This window comes from Streptomyces sp. NBC_00029 (assembly GCF_045160505.1).
Classification (GTDB): domain Bacteria; phylum Actinomycetota; class Actinomycetes; order Streptomycetales; family Streptomycetaceae; genus Streptomyces.
The window spans coordinates 4,363,100-4,383,722 of record NZ_CP108292.1 but is presented as its reverse complement, the minus strand read 5'-3'; the positions used below and the strand labels follow the sequence as shown (position 1 = coordinate 4,383,722).

Genomic DNA, 20,623 nt, shown 5'->3' with positions numbered 1-20,623 from the left:
AGCTACGGGGCCAGGCGCGCGACCCGGCTAGACGGCCATCCCGTAGACGATCGTGAACAGCGTCCCGAGGGAGCCGATGATGAAGACTCCGGTCAGCCCGGCCACGATCAGGCCCTTGCCCTGTTCCGCGCTGAACGTGTCGCGCAGGGCGGTCGCACCGATGCGCTGTTTGGCCGCCCCCCAGATGGCGATGCCCAGGCAGAGCAGGATCGCGACGGCCATGACCACCTCGATCATGACCTTCGCTTCGTTGCCGAGACTGCCGAAAGGCCCCCAGTTCGGGGCGATTCCGCCGATGATGGTGGTGATGTCGCCCTTTTCGGCTGCCAGGATCATGTAACTCACCGCCCCTGTATGGGTAGTTCCGGAAGACCCTTGCCCGACGGCAGGGGTTACGCACTATCTTCGCTGATGAAACCGCCGCCGTCGTCGACTTGACGGCTCTCTTTACCCGATCTCGCGGGTCGCGCTCCGCTTCCGCGCTCTGACCTGGGCAGGGGCGGTGTGTACGCGCGAGAACATGCGGTCACTCTGTGTATCACGGGGGGTGACGCCGGGCAATGATTGTCGTCTCGGCGTACGGGGGGTGGGGTGAGGGGCCGCCGTTCGGAGCAGTGGTGTCGCGTGTCACTGGGCCGATCCGCGGACATGCGTCCGATGGTCCTTCAGTCGTTTCATCCGTGCGCGGGGGCGTTGTCAGTGGGGTGCGTCAGGCTGGGGAGCATGACGACTCCATGGACTCTCGCGGACCTCGAGGCGGCCATCCGGGCGGGATGGTCGGCCGAGACCTGCGAGCCCTCCGACATCACGAAGATCCCCTGGACTCCGGAGAATCCGGCCTGGGGGCACTGTGACATCACCGCCCTCGTGGTGCAGGACCTCGTGGGCGGGGACCTGATGATGGGCGAGGTGTTCCACGACGGTCGGCAGGAGGGCTACCACTGGTGGAACCTGCTGCCCGGGGGCATCCGCATCGACCTGACGCGGGAACAGTTCCGGCGCGGGGAGGCGGTCACGCCGGGACGGGTCGTGAAGCGGCCGGGCGGGCGGTTGCGGAGGCGGTGGGAGGAGTACCAGCTGCTGCGGCAGCGGGTCATCGACAAGCTGGGGCCGTTGCCGGGGGCGATGGTGACGCCGGACGGGCGGCGGCTCGTGTACACGGACTTCGGGGGGCCGGGGGCGCCGCTGCTGGCCCTGCACGGGCATTTCCAGGACGGGGCGGGCTTCGGGCGTCTGGCCCAGGAGCTGGGTCCGGCGTGGCGGGTGATCGCCCTGGACCAGCGGGGGCACGGGCGCTCGGACCGCGCGGGGGAGTACACCCGGGACGGGTACGTGGCCGATGCGGCGGCCCTGCTGGAGCAGCTGGGGCTGGGGCCCGCGGTGGTGCTGGGGCATTCGCTGGGCGGGGTCAATGCGTACCAGCTCGCGGCGCGACGGCCGGACCTGGTGCGGGCGGTGGTGGTCGAGGACATCGGGGCGGTGGTCGAGGGCGACCTGTCGTTCGCGCGGGAGTGGCCGAGGCGGGCCGGGACCCGGGCCGCGTTCCTGGCGGGGGTGGGGAGCGCGGCGCCGCATCTGGAGGGGTCGCTGCAGGAGTACCCGGACGGTTGGGGGACCGTGTTCGAGGTGGAGGACATGGTGGCGTCCCAGCGGGGGCTGAACGGGGACCACTGGGGGGACTGGCTGGAGGTGCGCAAGCCGACGCTGCTGGTGCGGGGGGACCGGAGCGGGGTGCTGTCGGCGGAGCACGCGCGGGAGATGACGGTGCGCAGGGCGGGGGTGCGGCTGGTCGAGTTGCCAGCGGGGCATGCGGTGCGGGTGGGGGACCCGCAGGGGTACGTCGCTGCCGTGCGGGGGTTCCTGGCGCGGGTGTGAGGCCGCGCGAGGTACGGGTGCGGCGCGGTTGTTTCCGGGGCTCGCTCGCCCCGGGCCCCGCGCCGCAATGCCCGCGGGCTGGGTGGGCGCCTCGAGCGTCGGCGGGGCCCGTGGGGCCGGCAGGGCCGACGTGCCCCGCGGAACCGACAGGGCCCGCGAGGCCCGCGAGGCCCGTGGGGTCAGGTCCAGTGGGTGGGGCGGGTGAGGGTAGGGGGAATCCGGGTGGTGGCGTCGCCCTGGGCCGCGTTCAGCTGGGGTTGGGTGAGGAAGACGGCGCCGCGCAGGTCCGCGCCGCGGAGGTTGGTGTCGCGCAGGTCCGCGCCGATCAGGTCCGCCGTGCGGAGGTCGGCGCCGGTGAGGTCGGCGGCGATCAGGTAGGCACCGCGGAGGTTCGCGCCGCGGAGGTCGGCTCCCGCGAGGCGGGCGCCCATCAGGTCGGCCCCGCGGTGGTTCTTCTTGCGGCCCGGCGCCTTCGCCCGTACGAGTTCGCTGGTCGTCAGGAGCAGGGTGTTGATCTGCTGCCGGATCGCACCGACGTCCAGGTCCGCCAGAGCCTCTGCGTCGGCCCTGGTCCATGCCTCGGTCTCCGTCAGGGCCCGGCGCAGCTCGGGGTGGACCGGGGCGGCGGCCGGGAGGGTCAGGGCCTCGCTGACGTAGAAGAGCAGCTCGTGGAGCTGTCGCAGGACCGGGAAGACCTCGTACATCAGGCGGGCGGTGCCGGGGTGGGTGCGCCAGTCGCGGCCGCCGAAGGTGACCTGGGAGACCTGTTGACCCGCGCCGAAGCAGTCGAAGACGGTGCAGCCCTGGAAGCCCTTGTCGCGCAGCCGGGTGTGGATGCCACAGCGGAAGTCCTGCTGGAGGTTCTTGCAGGGGGTTCCGGCGGGCTTGTTCACGGCGAAGTCGCTGGACTTGGCGAAGGGGAGGGCGACGCAGCAGAGCGCGAAGCAGTTCGCGCAGTCGGCCTGCAGGACGGGAAGCCCGGGAAGCCCGGGGAGAGCGTCGGGAGCGTCGGGGGCGGTGGGGGTACTCGGCACGTCCTCCATTGTCTCCTGTCGGGCCCGCGTCCTCGCGTACCCGGTGCGTACCCGGTGTGCAGCCGGTGCGTGCGTGGAGCGTGCGGGGGCGTTCGGGGCTTGATCAACGGGGCGGCGGCGGTGAGCATCCCCGTATGACAGAAGTGATCGCAGTCGCCGTCATCACCCTTCTCGCCGTGATCAGTCCCGGCGCCGATTTCGCCATGGTGGTCCGCAACAGCTATCTCTACGGGCGCCCCACCGGGCTGTTCGCCGCCGCGGGGGTCGCGGCCGGCGTCCTGGTCCACGTCTCCTACACGATGCTCGGGGTCGGTCTGCTGATCGCCTCCTCCACCACGCTGTTCACCGTGATCAAGCTGGCGGGCGCGGCCTATCTGGTGTGGATCGGTATCCGCACCTTCCGGGCGCGCGCCGAGGTGACCGTGGACCTGGAGTCGAAGCCGCAGCTGACCCGGCTGGGGGCGATGAGGTCCGGGTTCCTGACCAATGTGCTCAACCCGAAGACGACGCTGTTCGTGGTGTCGACCTTTACGCAGGTGGTGAACCCGGAGACGCCGCTCTGGCAGCAGGCGGGCTACGGGCTGTTCATGTCGGCGGCGCACCTGGGCTGGTTCGGTGCGGTGGCGCTGTTCTTCTCCGTCTCGCGGCTGCGCGACCGGATGCTGAAGGCGCAGAAGACGCTGAACCGGGCCATCGGGTCGGTACTGGTGGGGCTGGGGGTGGGGCTGGGCTTCGCCCGCTGAGTGAGCGGCAGGGGGTGGTGGCCCGGGTTACCTGTCGGTAGCGTGGGCGGCATGGGTGCTGCCGACGGGTACGAGGGATTCTTCGAGCGGGTCGACGCCGGGCGGTTCCTGGCCACCGAGTACACGCGCGGTCCGTGGGACCCGGGCTCGCAGCATGCCGGGCCGCCGGCCGCCCTGCTCGGGCGGGCCGTCGAGGAGCGGCCCGGTGCGCGTACGGACATGAGGATCGCCCGGATCACCTACGAGATCCTGCGCCCGGTGCCGATCGGCGAGCTCGAGGTCACCACCAGCGTGCTGCGGGCCGGGCGCGGCACCGAGGTCGTCGAGGCGGCGCTCGCCCCGGCGGGCGCCGCGCCCGTGATGCTGGCGCGGGCGCTGCGGATCCGGGTCGCCGGGGAGGCCGTGCCGGCCGTGGTCCCGGGGCCGCAGCTGCCGCCGCCCGGGGAGGTGGAGGTGACTCCGTTCTTCCCGGTGCCGTGGGAGACCGGCTACCACTCGGCCATGGAGACCCGGTTCACCGAGGGCGCCTTCGTCGAACTGGGCCCGGGGACCTGCTGGATGCGGATGAAGGTGCCGCTGATCTCCGGGGAGGAGACCAGGCCGCTGGACCGGGTGCTGATCGCCGCCGACTCGGGCAACGGGATCAGCTCGGTGATGGACTTCGGCCGGTACGTCTTCATCAACGGTGACCTGACCGTCCATCTGCACCGCCATCCGGTGGGCGAGTGGGCGTGCGTGGAGGCGCGTACGAGTGTGGACGCCGCCGGGATCGGTCTCGCGGACGCGCTGCTGCACGACGAGAAGGGGCCCATCGGGCGGAGCGCGCAGAGCCTGTTCGTGGCGCCACGCTCCTAGGCCGTCTCCTTCGGATCCGGCCGGTCCGCGGCGTCAACCCGCCTCTGCCGGGCGGGAGTCGGTATGGCAGGCTCGTGCCAATGGAGCCCCTGAGAGACGTCGACCCGGCCCGGATCGGGACGCATGCGCTGCTGGCCCGGCTCGGTGCCGGGGGGATGGGGCAGGTGTACCTCGGGCGGTCGCCGGGTGGGCGCCTGGTCGCCGTGAAGGTCATCCGGGACGAGATCACCGGGCATCCGGAGGCGCTGGCGCGGTTCCGGCGTGAGGCCGAGACGGTGCGTGCGGTGCGGTCGGCGTACACGGCGAACCTGATCGACGCCTCGCTGGCGGGGGCGCCGTACTGGCTGGCGACCGAGTACGTGGCGGGCCCGACGCTCGGTCACGCGGTGGCGGAGCGCGGTGGTCTGCCCGCGGACACCTGCCGGCGGCTGTTCGCGGCGCTCGCGGAGGGGCTGGCGAGTGTCCACGCGTACGGGGTGACGCACCGGGACCTCAAGCCGCAGAACGTCATCCTGGGTGCGCAGGGGCCGCAGCTCATCGACTTCGGGATCGCGCGGGGCGTGGGCGAGACGGCTCTCACCCAGGACGGGCAGGCGCCGGGGACGCCGGGGTACACCGCACCCGAGGTGCTGCTGGGGGCGGAGGCCGGGGCCGCGGCGGACGTCTTCGCGCTGGGCGCGACCCTCGCGTACGCGGCGACGGGGCGGCCGCCGTTCGGTACGGGCGTGGCGACGACGGTGAGCTACCGGGCGGTGCACGAGCCGGTCGACGTGGCCGGGGTGGAGCCGGGGCTGGCGGCGCTGATCGAGGCGTGCGTGGCGAAGGACCCGGCCGAGCGGCCCGCCCCGCGGGAGGTCATCGCCCGGTGCGGGGTCCGGGACGCGCTGGTCGACGATCCGGTGTACCTCGGGCTCGGGGCGCTGGGCGAGGCCGTACCGGTGCACGAGATGCGGACGCAGGGGCCCGGGATGATGCCCGGCTACACCCCGACGCAGGGTACGGCGGTGGATGCGCCGAGGCGGGGGCGGACGGGTGCATGGGTGGCCGCCGGGGTCGCGCTGGCCGTCGTGGGGGTCGTGGCCGTCTGGAAGCTGGTTCCTTTCGACGGCGGCGGCAGCGGCGGCGCGGTGCGGGACGGAGCCGACAAGGGCGGTGCCACGACTGGGCCGCCGCCGGCGCAGGGCGGGCAGACGCCCGCGGCCACTGGATCCAAGGGTGCTTCCAAGCCTGCGGCCGAGTACATCGACAACAACCAGATCTCGCGGTATGTGTGGACGGGCTCCCCCGACCGCGACCTGGCCGTCCAGGGGGTCGGCCAGTGCAACCAGCCCGCCGAGGAGAAGTCCCCGGGCGCAGGCTTCCAGTCGGCCGTCTCGACCACCAGCGTGGACGGGAAGCCGGGCAGGTCGGCGTCCATCAAGATGCGGATCAAGTACGCGGAGATGGAGCAGTCCGCGCCCGCGCCGTACTACGTGTCCGTGGCGGTCAAGTCCCCCCACGACATCGAGCCGTCCACGGGCAAGCCCTTCCCGATGGACAACCGGGCCGTGGGCTACACGAGCAGGCCCGCCGACATCTACACGCACTACAAGTCGGGTGGCGACGTGACGCTCACGTATCCGGACGACTTCACGATGCACGCCGCGGGCAAAACGTGGCCCGCCGTGCCCCTGTCCGCCGACCCCGGGGACTGGACGGTGGTCTTCTACCACGTCGAGGATGACCCTACGAAGTACGCGAGCATCGCCTGCTCCGGCTTCCGAGTGGGGTAGCCGGACATGCGACACGGCCGAATCGCACGTTGAAGTGACGGGTATGGGGGAGGGTTGACGGGTGCGCAGATTCTGGATGGCCGGCGGGATCGGGATCGGGCTGTGTCTGACGTTCGTGGCGCTCCTCGTCGTGGGGACGTACTCGGCGGCGGCGGGCCTCGTGGGGTCCGGTGCGGGCGGCCGCGCCGTGGGGCTGGCCAAGGGCGCCGTGCCTGCGAAGTACCAGGCGCTGGTGGAGAAGTGGGGCAATCTCTGCCCGGCCATCAACCCGGCCCTGCTCGCGGCTCAGCTGTACTCCGAGAGCGGCTGGAACCCGAGTGCCGTGAGTCCGGCGGACGCGCGCGGTATCGCACAGTTCATTCCGGGCACTTGGGCGGGCCACGGCATCGACGGTGACGGTGACGGGGACCGGGACATCTGGGACCCGAACGACGCGATTCCCTCGGCGGCCTCGTACGACTGCCAGCTGGCCAAGGACGTGGCGAGCGTGCCCGGGGACGACGCGTCGAACATGCTCGCGGCGTACAACGCGGGGGCGTACGCGGTCATCAAGTACGGCGGGGTGCCGCCGTACAAGGAGACCCAGGGGTACGTGAAGGCCATCACCACGCTGGCGAAGAGCTTCGAGCGGCCCGTCGGGCGGGTGGCGCCCTCGCAACAGGCCGCCGGGGCGATCTACTTCGCGCAGAAGCAGCTCGGGACGCCGTATCTGTGGGGTGGCAACGGGACGCCCGATCAGGACGGGCGGTTCGACTGTTCCGGGCTGACCAAGGCCGCGTACGAGACCGTGGGGATCCAGTTGCCGCGGGTGGCGAACGACCAGTACAACGCCGGGCCGCATCCCTCGCGGGATCAACTCCTGCCCGGTGATCTCGTCTTCTTCTCCGACGATCTGACGAACTCTCGGGAGATCCGGCACGTCGGGCTGTACGTCGGGGGCGGATACATGATCAACGCCCCGTACACCGGCGCGGTGATCCGGTTCGACAAGATCGACACGCCCGACTACTTCGGTGCGACGCGTGTGACCAAGGATGGTGCGGAGGCCCTTCCGGAGCGTCCCGCCGCTGGTCGGGCGTCGTAGCAACTCTCCGTGAAGCAAAGGCCCTGAGCTGCGACGATGAGTCACTCTTCGATAACGTTGGAGTGATCATTCCGTGGAGAATGGAACGTAGGAGCCAGAACGGGCGTTCCATGAAAGCGGGGGTTGATCAAGTGGGGGCGGAGGGGCGCACACACGGGTGCGTCCCGCAGGGGAACCACGGCAAGGGCAAGGGGCCGCATCACCATGGCTGGACTCACAACAGGTGGGCCGAACGTGGATGTCAGCCTGCTGTACGAGATCAACGGAGCGGCACGGCACGCTCCGGCGTGGATCGACCGGGTCGTGAGCCTGGCCGGTGAATACGGAATCCTGCTGGCCCTGGTGCTCCTGGTCCTGTGGTGCTGGCGCGGAGCGCGCCGGCAGGACGAGCCCGCCGCCGCCGAGTCCTTCGCCGCGCTCGTGTGGGCCCCGCTGGCAGCCGTTCTGGCCCTGCTCGTGAATGTGCCGCTGCGCGAATTCGTCGGCCGGCCGCGGCCGTTCATGCAGCACGAGGGCCTCCAGGTGCTCGATCCCGGCTTCGGCTCCGGTCTCGGGCGCACCGAGTTCTCCTTCGTCAGCGGCCACACCACCCTCGCGATGGCCCTGGGCGTGGGCCTGTTCGTGGCGAACCGGCGGCTCGGCGTCCTGGGGATCGGGCTGGCCTTCGCCGAGGGCTTCTCCCGCGTCTACATGGGCATCCACTACCCGACCGACGTCATCGGCGGCCTCGCGCTCGGCACCGCAGTGGTGCTCCTGCTCGCGCCGCTCGCGATGGCCGCGCTCACCCCGCTGGTGCGGGCGGTGGCCCGCTCCCGCCGCTTCGGCCGGCTCGTACGGGCCAAGGGGCGCGGGCTGCCCCGGCCGGTCGGGCTCCCGCAGGCGCAGACCCCGCCCGCGGGGCAGCGTCCGCACGAGAGCGACCTCGCCGCCTGACACGGGCGGTACGGGCTCTCAGGTCCGGCCGTACGCGTGCCAGACGGCGAGCAGTGCGGCCGTCAGCAGGCACAGTCCCGCAGCCCCAAAGCACATCCGCACCGCCGTCGGCCGGGTCCGGGGCCGCGCCCGGGGCCCTGTCCGGCTTCGGGTCCGGGGCGTCACGGATCACCGCCGTCGGCGTCACGACGGTACTTCGAGCGCAGCCACCAGCAGGTGACCGCGGCCGCGGTGCAGGTGAGCCCGATGGCCAGGGCCACGTCCGCCGGGCTGTCCGCCGAGCCCACGGGTCTGGCCCAGGCCGCGGCGGCCGGGGCGAACGCGAAGAGCAGGGCCCAGAGGAGGGCCGCGAGGCGGACTGCGGATCCTGACATGAGTCAAGGGCATCCGCTGTCGTGCGCCCGGGCCAGCCGGGCCGTCCGAACGGGCTAGGTCCTGTCGTCGAAGGAGCGCCGGTCGGGCCCGCGGTGCCGGGCGCCACGGGCCAGGGGGGACTTTGCCGACAGGACCTAGGCGGCGGTGTGGTCGGTGGCGTCCCTGCGGGCCAGGTCGCGGGAGCGGCGGGCCGGGCCGCGCCAGCCGCAGGTGCAGACGGCCAGGCAGAACGATCCGCGGTCGGCGGTGGATGTGGTGTGGCCGGCCGGCGGCTCCGGCTGCGCGTGCGGCCGCTGGAGCGGCAGGGAGTCAAGCGGAGGGACCAGGGTCGCTTCGGTGTGCGGTTCCACACCCACCACGGTACCGGGACGGGCGGCGCGCGGGGAGGGTGCGCCCCCGTGACGGGAAACCCCGGACCTCGTTAAACGGAGCGGGTGGGGGCCTCGGGCAAGCAGCGGTCATGCGTTGGGGGTTGGCAGGCGATGGTGGATCACCAGCACAGGCGGCGGCGCGGGCGTGCGGGTGAGGCGGTGCTCGCCGCCGGCGTCACGCTGGCGGTGACGGCGATGAGCGGGTGCGCGGGCGACGGTAACGACGGCCGGCCTCCGGCGGACCCGGCGGCAGTGGTCCGCGGGGCCGCCGACGCGCTGGTGAGGGCCGGCAGCGCCCGGGCCCGTACGGCCATGGAGATGGCCACCGGCGGGACCCGGGTGACGATCCGCGGCGAGGGCGGGGTCGACTTCAGGAACCGGATGGGCCAGCTCCTGGTGATGCTCCCGGCCGATGTGAAGGGCAAGGCCGAGCACCGGCCCATCACCGAGCTGCTCGTGCCCGGCGCGCTGTACATGAAGAACCGCGGAGCGGGCGTTCCGGACGACAAGTGGGTCCGTGTCGACACGACGGCCCTGGGCGACGGGAACCTCGTCACGGGCGGGGCCACCGATCCGGTGGTCGCGGCCGAGCTGCTGCGGGGCGCGCAGGGGGTGACGTACGTGGGGGAGACCGACGTGGCGGGCACCAAGGTGCGGCACTACCGGGGAACCACCGACATCGGGCGGGCCGCGGGGATGGCGTCGCCGGAGGTGCGGGGGGCGCTGGAGGCGGCGGCGAAAGGGTTCAGCACGGACACGGTGCCGTTCGACGCCTACCTCGACGAGGAGGGGCGGTTGCGGAAGGTCAGGCACCGCTTCACGTACGTCAACAATGGCGTGATCGATGTGTCGTCGACCACGCTGCTGTACGGATTCGGGACGCCGGTGACCGTCGTATTGCCGGCGAATGGGGACATTTACGCCGGGAAGATCGCCGATCAGTGAGCCGGGCGGGGAACGGGCGGCGCGATCGGGCCATGACCCGGTATCCGGAAATGGTCCATCCGTGTCATGCGGGGGGAGGCGCGGCCTCCCTACGCTGAGAAGCCGGGCGCCGGCGAATGGTGCGGCATGACCGATGACGGCCGGTGGCCGGTGGCAGATTGAGGTGACACGCGTGACTCCCGCAGGCGGTACGACGGTGCAGGACCACGTGGCGCTCGCCGAGATCGAGCTGTGCGGCGAGCTGATCATCGCGGCCTCGGCGGCGGTGGAGGACCGGCTGAGCCTGGACCGTATCGACGAGGTCCTGCTCGGGCACTAGTCCCCCGACTGCCGACTGCCCGAGCGGCGGCCGATGCGGGGCTCCGCCCCCGGACCCCGCCCCCGGACTCGGCCCCGGACCCCGCGCCCGGAGCGCCGGCGGGGCCGGGTCGGCGCACCGCGGGCGCCGTCAGGTGCGCAGGAGGCGGGCGATGGCCTTGGTGGCCTCTTCGACCTTGGCGTCGATCTCCGTGCCGCCCTTGACCGCCGCGTCGGCCACGCAGTGGCGCAGGTGCTCCTCCAGCAGCTGGAGCGCGAAGGACTGCAGCGCCTTGGTGCTCGCGGAGACCTGGGTGAGTATGTCGATGCAGTAGACGTCCTCGTCGACGAGCCGCTGGAGGCCGCGGATCTGGCCCTCGATCCGGCGCAGCCGCTTGAGGTGCTCGTCCTTCTGGTGGTGATAGCCGTGGACGGCTGCGGGAGCGGCCGTGCCGGACTCGGCTCCGGAGCCCTCCGCCTCGATGGTGGTCATAGGTTCCTCCCGTGGTCCGGAACGAGGGGGTGCATGCATGGCGCATACCCCTCATGGGTATAGGGTACTGGGCCTCGCCGCCCGCGGCAGGGGTCCGTGGTCCTCACTCTGCCCGATGGAGGACACTGGTGAACGGCCGGTTAGCCGTGGCCGGGGGATGCGCCTAGCATCAGCCTGACCGAATCCAATGCACCCCGAGGACCTCACGTGCGATTTCGTCTGACCCCCAGGGAGACGAGCTTCTACGACATGTTCGCCGCATCCGCGGACAACATCGTCACGGGCTCCAAGCTCCTGATGGAACTGCTCGGAGCGGACTCCTCCGCCCGGGTCGAGATCGCGGAGCGGATGCGGGCAGCGGAGCACGCGGGGGACGACGCCACTCACGCGATCTTCCACCAGCTGAACTCCTCCTTCATCACGCCGTTCGACCGCGAGGACATCTACAACCTGGCCTCGTCGCTCGACGACATCATGGACTTCATGGAGGAGGCCGTCGACCTCGTCGTCCTCTACAACGTGGAGGAGCTCCCCAAGGGTGTCGAGCAGCAGATCGAGGTGCTGGCGCGCGCGGCCGAGCTGACCGCCGAGGCCATGCCCCACCTGCGGACGATGGACAACCTGACCGAGTACTGGATCGAGGTCAACCGCCTCGAGAACCAGGCCGACCAGATCCACCGCAAGCTGCTCGCCCAGCTCTTCAACGGCAAGTACGACGCCATCGAGGTGCTGAAGCTCAAGCAGATCGTCGACGTGCTCGAAGAGGCGGCCGACGCGTTCGAGCACGTTGCGAACACGGTGGAGACCATCGCGGTCAAGGAGTCCTGAACCACGTGGACACCTTTGCGCTGATCGTCACCATCGGTGTCGCGCTCGGCTTTACGTATACGAACGGCTTTCACGACTCGGCGAACGCGATCGCGACGTCCGTCTCGACGCGGGCGCTGACGCCGCGCGCGGCGCTGGCGATGGCCGCCGTGATGAACCTCGCCGGTGCCTTCCTGGGCAGCGGCGTGGCCAAGACGGTCAGCCAGGGCCTGATCGAGACGCCCCACGGCAGCACGGGCATGTGGATCCTGTTCGCGGCGCTGGTCGGCGCGATCGTGTGGAACCTGATCACCTGGTACTTCGGCCTGCCCTCGTCCTCCTCGCACGCCCTCTTCGGCGGCATGGTGGGCGCGGCGCTGGCCGGCGGCACCGAGGTGCTGTGGGGCGGTGTGGTCGACAAGGTCGTCATCCCCATGTTCGTCTCGCCGGTCGTGGGTCTGGTCGCGGGTTACCTGGTGATGGTCGCCATCCTGTGGATGTTCCGCCGGTCGAACCCGCACAAGGCCAAGCACGGCTTCCGCATCGCGCAGACGGTGTCGGCGGCCGCCATGGCGCTCGGTCACGGCCTCCAGGACGCGCAGAAGACGATGGGCATCGTCGTGATGGCCCTGGTCATCGCCGACGTGCAGACGGCCGACGCGCCGATCCCGATCTGGGTCAAGATCGCGTGTGCCGTGATGCTGTCGCTGGGTACGTACGCGGGTGGCTGGCGCATCATGCGTACGCTCGGCCGAAAGATCATCGAGCTGGACCCGCCGCAGGGCTTCGCCGCGGAGACCACCGGTGCGTCGATCATGTTCGGCTCGGCGTTCATCTTCCACGCGCCGATCTCCACCACCCACGTGATCACCTCGGCGATCATGGGCGTGGGCGCGACGAAGCGTGTGAACGCGGTCCGCTGGGGCGTCGCCAAGAACATCGTCCTGGGCTGGTTCATCACGATGCCGGCCGCGGCCCTGGTCGCCGCGATCAGCTTCTGGATCGTGAACCTGGCCTTCGGCTAGGCCGTCGAACGGATACGAAAGCGGGCCGGCTCCCCCCACCCAGGGGGAGCCGGCCCTTTTCTTTCTTTCGCCTTGCGGTGGCACCGCCATGCAGCACCGCAGGACGTGCTGTCCCGGATCAGCCGAAGCGACCCGAGATGTAGTCCTCGGTCGCCTGCACGGACGGGTTCGAGAAGATCCGGTCCGTGTCGTCGAGCTCTATGAGCTTGCCGGGCTGGCCGACGGCCGAGAGGTTGAAGAAGGCGGTGCGGTCCGAGACGCGGGCCGCCTGCTGCATGTTGTGCGTCACGATGACGATCGTGAAGCGCTCCTTGAGCTCGCCGATCAGGTCCTCGATCGCCAGCGTGGAGATCGGGTCGAGGGCCGAGCAGGGCTCGTCCATCAGCAGGACCTGGGGCTCGACCGCGATGGCGCGGGCGATGCACAGACGCTGCTGCTGGCCGCCGGAGAGGCCGGAGCCGGGCTTGTTCAGGCGGTCCTTGACCTCGTTCCAGAGGTTGGCGCCCTGGAGGGACTTCTCGACGACGTCCGCGAGCTCGGACTTCTTGAAGCTGCCGTTCAGCCGCAGGCCCGCCGCCACGTTGTCGAAGATCGACATGGTGGGGAAGGGGTTCGGGCGCTGGAAGACCATGCCGACGGTGCGGCGGACCGCGACGGGGTCCACGCCGGTGCCGTACAGGTTCTCGTCGTCCAGCAGCACCTTGCCCTCGACGCGGCCGCCGGGGGTGACCTCGTGCATGCGGTTGAGGGTGCGCAGGAAGGTGGACTTGCCGCAGCCGGAGGGGCCGATGAAGGCCGTCACGGAGCGGGGCTCCACGGTCATCGAGATGTCATCGATGGCCTTGTGGGTGCCGTAGAAGGCGGACAGTCCGGAGACGTCGATTCGCTTCGCCATGAGGGGTCACTTCGCTTTCATGTGGTCGCGTCAGCGACCGGTCTTCGGGGCCTTCCAGCGGGCGATGCCGCGGGCCACCAGATTGAGGATCATGACGAAGGCGATCAGGACGAGCGCTGCGGCCCATGCCCGGTCGTAGGAGGCTTCACTGCCGACCTTGTACTGCTCCCAGATGTAGAGGGGGAGCGAGGACTGGGCGCCTTCGAAGGGGTTGCCGTTGATCAGCTGGGAGCCGAAGACCAGCAGCATGATCGGGGCGGTCTCGCCGGCGATGCGGGCGACGGCCAGCATCACACCGGTGGAGATGCCGCCGATGGCGGTCGGGAGCACGACCTTGAGGATCACGCGCCACTTCGGCACACCGAGGGCCAGGGCGGCCTCGCGCAGCTCGTTCGGGACGAGCTTGAGCATCTCCTCGGTGGAGCGGACCACCACGGGCATCATCAGGATCGACAGGGCCATCGCGCCGGCGAAGCCGGACGGGCCGAAGCCGAGCATGAGGTTCCAGGTCGTCAGGATGAACAGGCCCGCGACGATGGAGGGGATGCCGGTCATGACGTCGACGAAGAAGGTGACGGACCTGGCCAGGCGGCCCTTGCCGTACTCGACCAGGTAGACGGCGGTCAGCAGGCCGATGGGGGCCGCGATCAGGGTGGCGAGGGCCACCTGCTCGATCGTGCCGAGCAGCGCGTGATAGACGCCGCCGCCCTCGTCGAAGCTGGTCACGCCGTTCATGGAGTGCGTGAGGAAGTTGGCGCTCAGCAGCGCGAGGCCGCGGCTGATCGTGGTCCACATCAGCGAGAGCAGCGGGATGACCGCGAGGACGAAGCAGACCCACACGAGGGCGGTCGCGACGCGGTCCTTGGCCTGGCGGCGGTTCTCGATCACCGAGCTGGCGGTGTACGTGATGGCGACGAAGAGCAGGGCCGCGATCAGGCCCCACTGGATCTTGCTGTGGAGGCCGAAGACGAGGCCGGCGCCGCAGCCGAGGGCGATCGAGAGGGCCGCGATGCCGGCGGGGGCCCAGCGGGGCAGGCCGCCCCGGGTGAGGCTCGCGGGGGCTGCGGACTTGCGGGCCCGGGTGGGCCGCTGGTCCTGGAGTACGTGGCTCATCAGGCGTTCGCCCCCGAGAATTCCTTGCGGCGAGCGATGATCAGGCGAGCTGCACCGTTGACCAGCAGGGTGAGCAGGAAGAGGACCAGACCGGAGGCGATCAGCGCGTCCCGGCCGAACTCGTTGGCCTCGTCGAACTTCGCGGCGATGTTCTGCGCGAAGGTGCCGCCGCCCGGGTTCAGGACGTGGAACGAGATCAGGAAGCTCGGGGAGAGGACGGTCGCGACGGCCATGGTCTCGCCGAGGGCGCGGCCGAGGCCGAGCATGGAGGCGGAGATGACGCCGGAGCGGCCGAAGGGCAGCACCGACATTCGGACGACCTCCCAGCGGGTCGCGCCGAGGGCCAGGGCGGCCTCCTCGTTCATGCGCGGGACCTGCAGGAAGACCTCGCGGCTGACGCTGGTCACGATCGGCAGGATCATGATCGCGAGCAGGATGCCGACGGTGAAGAGCGAACGGGCCACGCCGACCTGGGTCTTGTCGAAGACGTACGTCCAGCCCAGGTACTCGTCGAGCCAGAGGTTCAGGCCGTTCAGCTGCGGGACGAGGAAGAGGGCGCCCCAGATGCCGTAGATGATCGACGGCACGGCGGCCAGCAGGTCGACCACGTACGCGAGGGGCGCGGCCAGCTTGCGCGGCGCGTAGTGCGAGATGAAGAGGGCGATGCCGACAGCGACCGGAACCGCGATGGCCATCGCGATGATCGAGCTGACGACGGTGCCGAAGAGCAGGACGGCGATGCCGAAGACGGGCGGGTTGGCCGACGCGTTCCAGTCGAAGGTGGTGAGGAAGTTCCCCTCGTTCTTCGACAGGGCGATCGTGGCGCGGTAGGTGAGGAAGGCGGCGATCGACGCCATGATCACCAGGAGCGTGATGCCGGAGCCCTTGGAGAGCCCGGCGAAGATCTTGTCACCGGCGCGGCCGGTGGACCTTCCGCTCCGGATGACAGGCGGAGCCGTGTCTGTCTGGGTGGGTGTGGTGGAAGCCATGGTCTTTCCGGTCTGTGTGGGGGGCGGGCCCCCTGGCGGCGGTGCACCGGATTTCCCCGGGTGGAGGGGAAGGGGTTCCGGGGCCGGTCCGCCCTGTCCCCGGACGGGGGGAGGGAGCGGACCGGCTCTCGGAGGTCGGGACTAGTTCAGCGAGGTGATGACTTCGCGGACCTTGGCGTTGATCTCGGCCGGGATCGGCGCGTAGCCGTTCTCGAGGAGGACCTTCTGGCCGGCGTCCGAGGCGGCGTAGTTCAGGAAGGACTTCACGGTCGGGAGCGTCTCGGCCTTGTTGCCCTTGTCGCAGACGACCTCGTAGGTGACCAGGACGAGCGGGTACGCGCCCTCGGCCTTGGTGGCGTAGTCGAGCTTCAGGGCCAGGTCGGAGCCGGTGCCGGAGATCTTGGCGGCGGCGATGGCCTTGGAGGCGTTCTCGCCGGTGGCCTTGACCGGGGCGGCGGCGCCCGTGTTCAGGTCCACCGTCTTGATGCCCTGGGCGCTGGCGAACGAAAGCTCGAAGTAGCCGATCGCGCCGTCGACCTGCTTGACCTGCGCGGCGACACCGGCGGAGCCGGAGGCGGCCTGGCCGCCCGGGGCGGCCCACTTCTTCGCGGGCTCGTGCGGCCAGGCGTCGGCGGCGGCGGCCTTGAGGTACTTGGTGACGTTCTCGGTGGTGCCCGAGTCGTCGGAGCGGTGGAAGGCCTGGATGGCGGTGGAGGGAAGCGTGACGCCGGGGTTCAGCTTCTTGATCGCCTCGTCGTCCCACTTCTTGATCTTGTCGTTGAAGATGTTGGCGATCGTGGCGGCGTCGAGGTTCAGCTTGTCCACGCCGGCGACGTTGAAGCCGAGGGCGACGGGGCCGCCGACCATCGGCAGGTCGATGCCCTGGCCGCCGGTGCAGATCTTCTTCGACTCCTCGACCTGCTCCGGCTTCAGCGCCGAGTCGGAGCCGGCGAAACCGACCGTGCCCTGGTTGAAGGCGACGATGCCCTCACCGGAGGAGGAGGACTTGTAGTTCACCTCGACGCCGGAGCAGGCGGCCATGTAGTTCTTGATCCACAGCTCGATCGCGTTCTTCTGCGCGGAGGAGCCGGAGGCCAGCAGCTTGCCCTTGGCGTCGTCGCACTTGATGTCGCCGCCGGCGGCCGCGGAGGGCTTCCCCGTGCCGTCGACGGTCTTGGTGTTGTCGTCCGAGCCGCACGCCGTGAGGACCAGGGCGCCGGACACGACAAGCGCACCGAGGGCGGAGGCACGAAGCATGTTCTTGCGCTGAAGCTTCACTTTTCGGGTGTTCCTTCCAGAAGCCGCCGGCCGCTTTCTGAATCGGGGCGGCGTGCGAAGAGGACTGCGTCGGTTGTGCGCGGCTGAGCTGCTCGACCTCCGGGCCACTCGCTCCGTGCACCACCGAAATTAGGCAGAACAGGTGAAGCAGCCGACCGGGCCGAGTGAACGGATGGTGAACCGTGGCGGACGACCCGGTGCGTTCCCGCCCACTCGCACACAGCCGTCATCATCCGTTATCCGCGCGTTACCGGGGTGTGACCGCCGGCTCGGGGAGCCAGAGGTGCCGGAATTCCAGACGGGCCGCCTCGACCTCGTGGCGCTGGTCGGCGTGCAGGACACCGAGGGCGTAAGCGGTCGCCGGCGCGATGCGCGGGGTGCGGGCCGCCGTCGCCGAGGCGTTCGCGGCCTCGGCGGCGTCGCGGTGGCGGTCCAGGGCCTCGCCCGCGGCCGCCGGCCGGGTCACGTCCTCGCCCATGGCCTCCCGCGCGTAGCGGTGGACCCGCAGCAGGCGGCGTACCTCGTGCCAGAGCCCGTCGTGGGCCGCGTTGTACGGATGGGCTCCGTCGACCGGCGGCAGCGCCGCGACCGCCGCCGACAGGCGGGTTTCGGCCACCGCCGCCAGCGGGGCCAGGACCTCGCTCACCCGCCCCCGGGCCGCGACCGCGTCCAGCGGGACCTCCGAGGCCAGCACGGCCACCGCATCGGCCACCGCGTGGAAGCGGGAGGAGCCGAGGGCCTGGAGGGTGGCCGAATGGGCCCGCGTACGGGACAGGGTCAACTGGCGCTCCAGCAGCGCGCCCGCCCGCGCCGAGCCCACCGTCAGCGCGCCGGCCGAGCCGCGCGGCGCGGGCAGTTCCGGGGAGCCCGACAGCCGGTGCAGGGCGTCCATCAGCCGGCTCAGCCGGGCCGCGTACGCGTGCTCGTGGGCCAGGGTCGAGGACAGCCACACCAGTTCGGTGCGCAGGGCGTCGGCCCACGAGGACTCGGTCACCACCCGGAAGGTGGCCAGGGATCCGCCGATGCGGCGCGCAGCCCCCCGCAGGCTGCGCGCCGCCTCACCTCCTTCGGCGGCGTCGGCGGCGGCCCCGCTCCCCGCGTTCTCGGCGTGCAGCCGCATCGCGCGGAGGAAGGCGGTGGCCTGGGCGCGCAGGTACGTGCCGAGCACGTCCCCCGCGTCCGGCCGCGCCGTCTGCGCCGTGGACGGTTTACGGTTTTGCTGATCCACGCCGGCGCCTCCGGGCGTCTATGAGCGTCTCCTGTACGTGCCGCAGCGGCTGGCCGTCCGCGTCCGTGCTGTGCCGGGTCCACTCGCCGTCCGGGCCCAGGTGCCAGGAGGAGGTGGCGTCGGACATCCCGGTTTCCAGCATCCGGTCCAGTGCCGCGCGGTGGGCCGGGTCGGCGACCCTGACCAGTGCCTCGATGCGGCGGTCGAGGTTGCGGTGCATCATGTCGGCGCTGCCGATCCACACCTCGGGCTCGCCGCCGTTGCCGAAGGCGAAGACCCGGGAGTGTTCCAGGAAGCGGCCGAGGACCGAGCGGACCCGGATGTTCTCCGAGAGCCCGGGGACTCCGGGGCGCACCGCGCAGATGCCGCGCACCCAGATGTCGACGGGCACGCCCGCCTGGGCGGCCCGGTAGAGCGAGTCGATGAGGGCCTCGTCGACGATCGAGTTCATCTTGAGCCGGACGTACGCGGGGCGGCCGGCCCGGTGGTGGGCGGCCTCCTTGTCGATCCGCGCGATCAGCCCGTCCCGCAGCGAGCGGGGCGCCACCATCAGCCGGCGGTAGGTCTCGCGGCGCGAGTAGCCGGACAGCCGGTTGAAGAGGTCGGAGAGGTCCGCGCCGACCTGCGGGTCGGCGGTGAGCAGGCCGAGGTCCTCGTAGAGCCTGGCGGTCTTGGGGTGGTAGTTGCCGGTGCCCACGTGCGAGTAGCGGCGCAGCTGGTCGCCCTCCTGGCGGACGACGAGCGACAGCTTGCAGTGGGTCTTGAGGCCGACGAGCCCGTAGACGACGTGGCAGCCGGACTCCTCCAGCTTGCGCGCCCACTTGATGTTGGCCTGCTCGTCGAAGCGGGCCTTGATCTCGACGAGTACGAGGACCTGCTTGCCGGAGTCGGCGGCGTCGATCAGGGCGTCCACGATCGGGGAGTCGCCGGAGGTGCGGTAGAGCGTCTGCTTGATGGCGAGGACGTCCGGGTCGGCGGCGGCCTGCTCCAGGAAGGCCTGCACCGAGGTGGAGAAGGAGTCGTACGGGTGGTGCAGCAGGACGTCCCGCTCGCGCAGGGCGGCGAAGATGTCGGGCGCGGACGCGGACTCGACCTCGGCGAGGTCCCGGTGGGTGCCGGCGATGAACTTGGGGTACTTCAGCTCCGGGATGTCCAGCGAGGCGATCCCGAAGAGGGCGGTCAGGTCCAGCGGGCCGGGCAGCGGGTAGACCTCGGAGGCGTTGACCTTCAGCTCCTGCACCAGCAGGTCCAGTACGCCGGGGTCGATGGACTCCTCGACCTCCAGGCGCACGGGCGGGCCGAAGCGGCGCCGCATGAGCTCCTTCTCCAGGGCCTGGAGCAGGTTCTCGGCGTCGTCCTCCTCCACCTCGAGGTCCTCGTTGCGGGTCACCCGGAACATGTGGTGCGCGAGCACCTCCATGCCGGGGAACAGCTCCTCCAGGTGCGCGGCGATGACGTCCTCCAGCGGGACGTAGCGCTGCGGGGAGGCCTCCAGGAAACGGGAGAGGAGCGGCGGGACCTTGACCCGGGCGAAGTGGCGGTGGCCGCTGACGGGATTGCGCACGACCACGGCCAGGTTCAGGGAGAGGCCGGAGATGTACGGGAACGGGTGCGCGGGGTCCACGGCCAGCGGCGTCAGCACCGGGAAGATCTGGTTGCGGAACAGGGTGAAGAGGCGCGCCTGCTCCTTCTCGGTGAGATCGGGCCAGCGGATCAGGTGGACGCCCTCCTCGGCGAGTGCCGGGGAGATGTCCTGCTGGAAGCAGGCGGCGTGCCGGGCCATGAGCTCGCGCGAGCGGGTCCAGATGAGGTCCAGCACCTCGCGGGGCTGCAGGCCCGAGGCCGAACGGGTGGCGACACCGGTCGCGATGCGCCGCTTGAGGCCGGCCACGCGGACCATGAAGAACTCGTCGAGGTTGCTCGCGAAGATCGCCAGGAAGTTGGCGCGCTCCAGCAGCGGGGTCGTCGGGTCCTCGGCGAGCTCCAGCACCCGCTCGTTGAAGGCCAGCCAGCTGCGCTCCCGGTCGAGGAAGCGTCCCGGGGGGAGCTCGTCGCCGTCCTTGTCGTCGTAGGCGTCCAGATCGGCGTCGAGGTCCGGTTCGAGATCGACGTGCGGGCGGTGCGCGGAGATGGAGCCTATGCGGGCGTGGGCTCCGGTGACGGCCCGGCCGGAAGCACTGCCGGGGGTGGTGCCGGGGGCGCTGCCGGGGGTGTGAGACGGGTGCTGGGCGGGGACCTCGGTGGGGCCGGCGCTGGGCTGGTGGCTCATGACTCCATTCTTCCGCGCACGCGGGAGGACTGGCACGTCGGAGGAGTCGGCCGTCAGTCGGAGGCGGGGCTGCATTGGGGGAGGGTCGCAAGCGCGTCTGAATGCTTGGTGAATGGCGCGTGGCTTCCGGGGTCCGGCGCGGTGCCGAGTTGCCTCCCGGCGGGGTGGCGGGGGTGGGGGCGGAGCCGTTGCGGGCCGGGCGCGGCGCCGCTGCGGGGCTCCGCCCACGGGCCCCCGCCGGG

21 protein-coding genes are annotated in these 20,623 nt (G+C 71.0%); 10 read left to right on the top strand and 11 right to left on the bottom strand.

All coding sequences use genetic code 11. The annotated features are described in order from the left end of the window. Positions 1 to 27 precede the first annotated feature (27 nt). Entirely contained in the window at positions 28 to 336 is a 309-nt protein-coding gene (locus tag OG753_RS20550; protein WP_008742356.1) for a hypothetical protein, read from the bottom strand. Between the two features lie 387 nt (positions 337 to 723). On the opposite strand from OG753_RS20550, the gene OG753_RS20545 reads away from it, so the two are divergent. Beyond that, positions 724 to 1,875 (top strand): alpha/beta fold hydrolase, encoded by a 1,152-nt coding sequence (locus tag OG753_RS20545; protein ID WP_405789528.1) that lies wholly within the window; start codon positions 724 to 726, stop codon positions 1,873 to 1,875. 179 nt (positions 1,876 to 2,054) lie between these two features. Here the strand turns inward: OG753_RS20545 and OG753_RS20540 are convergent, their stop codons facing one another. Beyond that, a complete protein-coding gene (locus tag OG753_RS20540; RefSeq protein ID WP_405789526.1) occupies positions 2,055 to 2,918 on the bottom strand; it encodes a pentapeptide repeat-containing protein in 864 nt (287 codons plus the stop codon). A gap of 125 nt (positions 2,919 to 3,043) precedes the next feature. Here OG753_RS20540 and OG753_RS20535 point away from each other — a divergent pair, with 125 nt between their 5' ends. The 5 genes from OG753_RS20535 to OG753_RS20515 all read left to right on the top strand — a co-directional run bounded on the left by OG753_RS20535 (position 3,044) and on the right by OG753_RS20515 (position 8,296). Continuing rightward, positions 3,044 to 3,652: a LysE family transporter gene (locus tag OG753_RS20535; RefSeq protein WP_327263209.1), complete on the top strand. Its 609-nt coding sequence runs from the start codon at positions 3,044 to 3,046 to the stop codon at positions 3,650 to 3,652. Positions 3,653 to 3,703: 51 nt separating this feature from the next. Beyond that, complete coding sequence (locus tag OG753_RS20530) at positions 3,704 to 4,507, top strand: thioesterase family protein (RefSeq protein WP_405789523.1); 804 nt, start codon at positions 3,704 to 3,706, stop codon at positions 4,505 to 4,507. 80 nt (positions 4,508 to 4,587) lie between these two features. Continuing rightward, positions 4,588 to 6,279: a serine/threonine-protein kinase gene (locus OG753_RS20525; protein ID WP_405789521.1), complete on the top strand. Its 1,692-nt coding sequence runs from the start codon at positions 4,588 to 4,590 to the stop codon at positions 6,277 to 6,279. A 76-nt stretch (positions 6,280 to 6,355) separates the two neighbouring features. Next, complete coding sequence (locus tag OG753_RS20520; protein WP_327266840.1) at positions 6,356 to 7,363, top strand: NlpC/P60 family protein; 1,008 nt, start codon at positions 6,356 to 6,358, stop codon at positions 7,361 to 7,363. Positions 7,364 to 7,567: 204 nt separating this feature from the next. Then, the gene (locus tag OG753_RS20515) at positions 7,568 to 8,296 is read left to right on the top strand and encodes a phosphatase PAP2 family protein (protein ID WP_401279347.1); all 729 of its coding nucleotides are present in this window, start codon (positions 7,568 to 7,570) and stop codon (positions 8,294 to 8,296) included. 161 nt (positions 8,297 to 8,457) lie between these two features. Here the strand turns inward: OG753_RS20515 and OG753_RS20510 are convergent, their stop codons facing one another. Continuing rightward, the gene (locus OG753_RS20510) at positions 8,458 to 8,670 is read right to left on the bottom strand and encodes a hypothetical protein (RefSeq protein ID WP_327263205.1); all 213 of its coding nucleotides are present in this window, start codon (positions 8,668 to 8,670) and stop codon (positions 8,458 to 8,460) included. A gap of 135 nt (positions 8,671 to 8,805) precedes the next feature. Further along, complete coding sequence (locus tag OG753_RS20505) at positions 8,806 to 9,021, bottom strand: hypothetical protein (protein WP_327267075.1); 216 nt, start codon at positions 9,019 to 9,021, stop codon at positions 8,806 to 8,808. A 132-nt stretch (positions 9,022 to 9,153) separates the two neighbouring features. Here OG753_RS20505 and OG753_RS20500 point away from each other — a divergent pair, with 132 nt between their 5' ends. Together OG753_RS20500 and OG753_RS20495 are read left to right on the top strand one after the other, a co-directional pair. Then, positions 9,154 to 9,987: a hypothetical protein gene (locus OG753_RS20500; RefSeq protein ID WP_327263204.1), complete on the top strand. Its 834-nt coding sequence runs from the start codon at positions 9,154 to 9,156 to the stop codon at positions 9,985 to 9,987. A 133-nt stretch (positions 9,988 to 10,120) separates the two neighbouring features. Next, positions 10,121 to 10,306, top strand: coding sequence for a hypothetical protein (locus tag OG753_RS20495; protein ID WP_327263203.1), 186 nt, complete (start codon positions 10,121 to 10,123; stop codon positions 10,304 to 10,306). A 129-nt stretch (positions 10,307 to 10,435) separates the two neighbouring features. On the opposite strand, the gene OG753_RS20490 is transcribed toward OG753_RS20495, so the two are convergent. Further along, entirely contained in the window at positions 10,436 to 10,777 is a 342-nt protein-coding gene (locus tag OG753_RS20490) for a metal-sensitive transcriptional regulator (protein WP_327263202.1), read from the bottom strand. A gap of 207 nt (positions 10,778 to 10,984) precedes the next feature. On the opposite strand from OG753_RS20490, the gene OG753_RS20485 reads away from it, so the two are divergent. Both OG753_RS20485 and OG753_RS20480 read left to right on the top strand, forming a co-directional pair. Next, positions 10,985 to 11,605 carry a DUF47 domain-containing protein gene (locus tag OG753_RS20485; RefSeq protein ID WP_033225924.1) on the top strand — a complete coding sequence of 207 codons (621 nt, stop codon included), beginning with the start codon at positions 10,985 to 10,987 and terminating at the stop codon, positions 11,603 to 11,605. Between the two features lie 5 nt (positions 11,606 to 11,610). Then, positions 11,611 to 12,609: an inorganic phosphate transporter gene (locus tag OG753_RS20480; RefSeq protein WP_327263201.1), complete on the top strand. Its 999-nt coding sequence runs from the start codon at positions 11,611 to 11,613 to the stop codon at positions 12,607 to 12,609. A 118-nt stretch (positions 12,610 to 12,727) separates the two neighbouring features. On the opposite strand, the gene pstB is transcribed toward OG753_RS20480, so the two are convergent. The 6 genes from pstB to OG753_RS20450 all read right to left on the bottom strand — a co-directional run bounded on the left by pstB (position 12,728) and on the right by OG753_RS20450 (position 20,381). After that, positions 12,728 to 13,504 (bottom strand): phosphate ABC transporter ATP-binding protein PstB, encoded by a 777-nt coding sequence (gene pstB, locus OG753_RS20475; RefSeq protein WP_327263200.1) that lies wholly within the window; start codon positions 13,502 to 13,504, stop codon positions 12,728 to 12,730. 30 nt (positions 13,505 to 13,534) lie between these two features. Then, entirely contained in the window at positions 13,535 to 14,617 is a 1,083-nt protein-coding gene (pstA, locus tag OG753_RS20470) for a phosphate ABC transporter permease PstA (RefSeq protein ID WP_327263199.1), read from the bottom strand. After that, entirely contained in the window at positions 14,617 to 15,606 is a 990-nt protein-coding gene (pstC, locus tag OG753_RS20465; protein ID WP_327263198.1) for a phosphate ABC transporter permease subunit PstC, read from the bottom strand. The genes pstA and pstC overlap by 1 nt, the downstream gene beginning before the upstream one ends. A gap of 141 nt (positions 15,607 to 15,747) precedes the next feature. Then, the gene (gene pstS / locus OG753_RS20460) at positions 15,748 to 16,884 is read right to left on the bottom strand and encodes a phosphate ABC transporter substrate-binding protein PstS (protein ID WP_405789517.1); all 1,137 of its coding nucleotides are present in this window, start codon (positions 16,882 to 16,884) and stop codon (positions 15,748 to 15,750) included. Between the two features lie 247 nt (positions 16,885 to 17,131). Beyond that, positions 17,132 to 18,112: a CHAD domain-containing protein gene (locus OG753_RS20455; RefSeq protein WP_405789515.1), complete on the bottom strand. Its 981-nt coding sequence runs from the start codon at positions 18,110 to 18,112 to the stop codon at positions 17,132 to 17,134. Further along, positions 18,093 to 20,381, bottom strand: a complete 2,289-nt coding sequence (locus tag OG753_RS20450; protein WP_405789513.1) for an RNA degradosome polyphosphate kinase — start codon at positions 20,379 to 20,381, stop codon at positions 18,093 to 18,095. The genes OG753_RS20455 and OG753_RS20450 overlap by 20 nt, the downstream gene beginning before the upstream one ends. Positions 20,382 to 20,623: the final 242 nt, after the last annotated feature.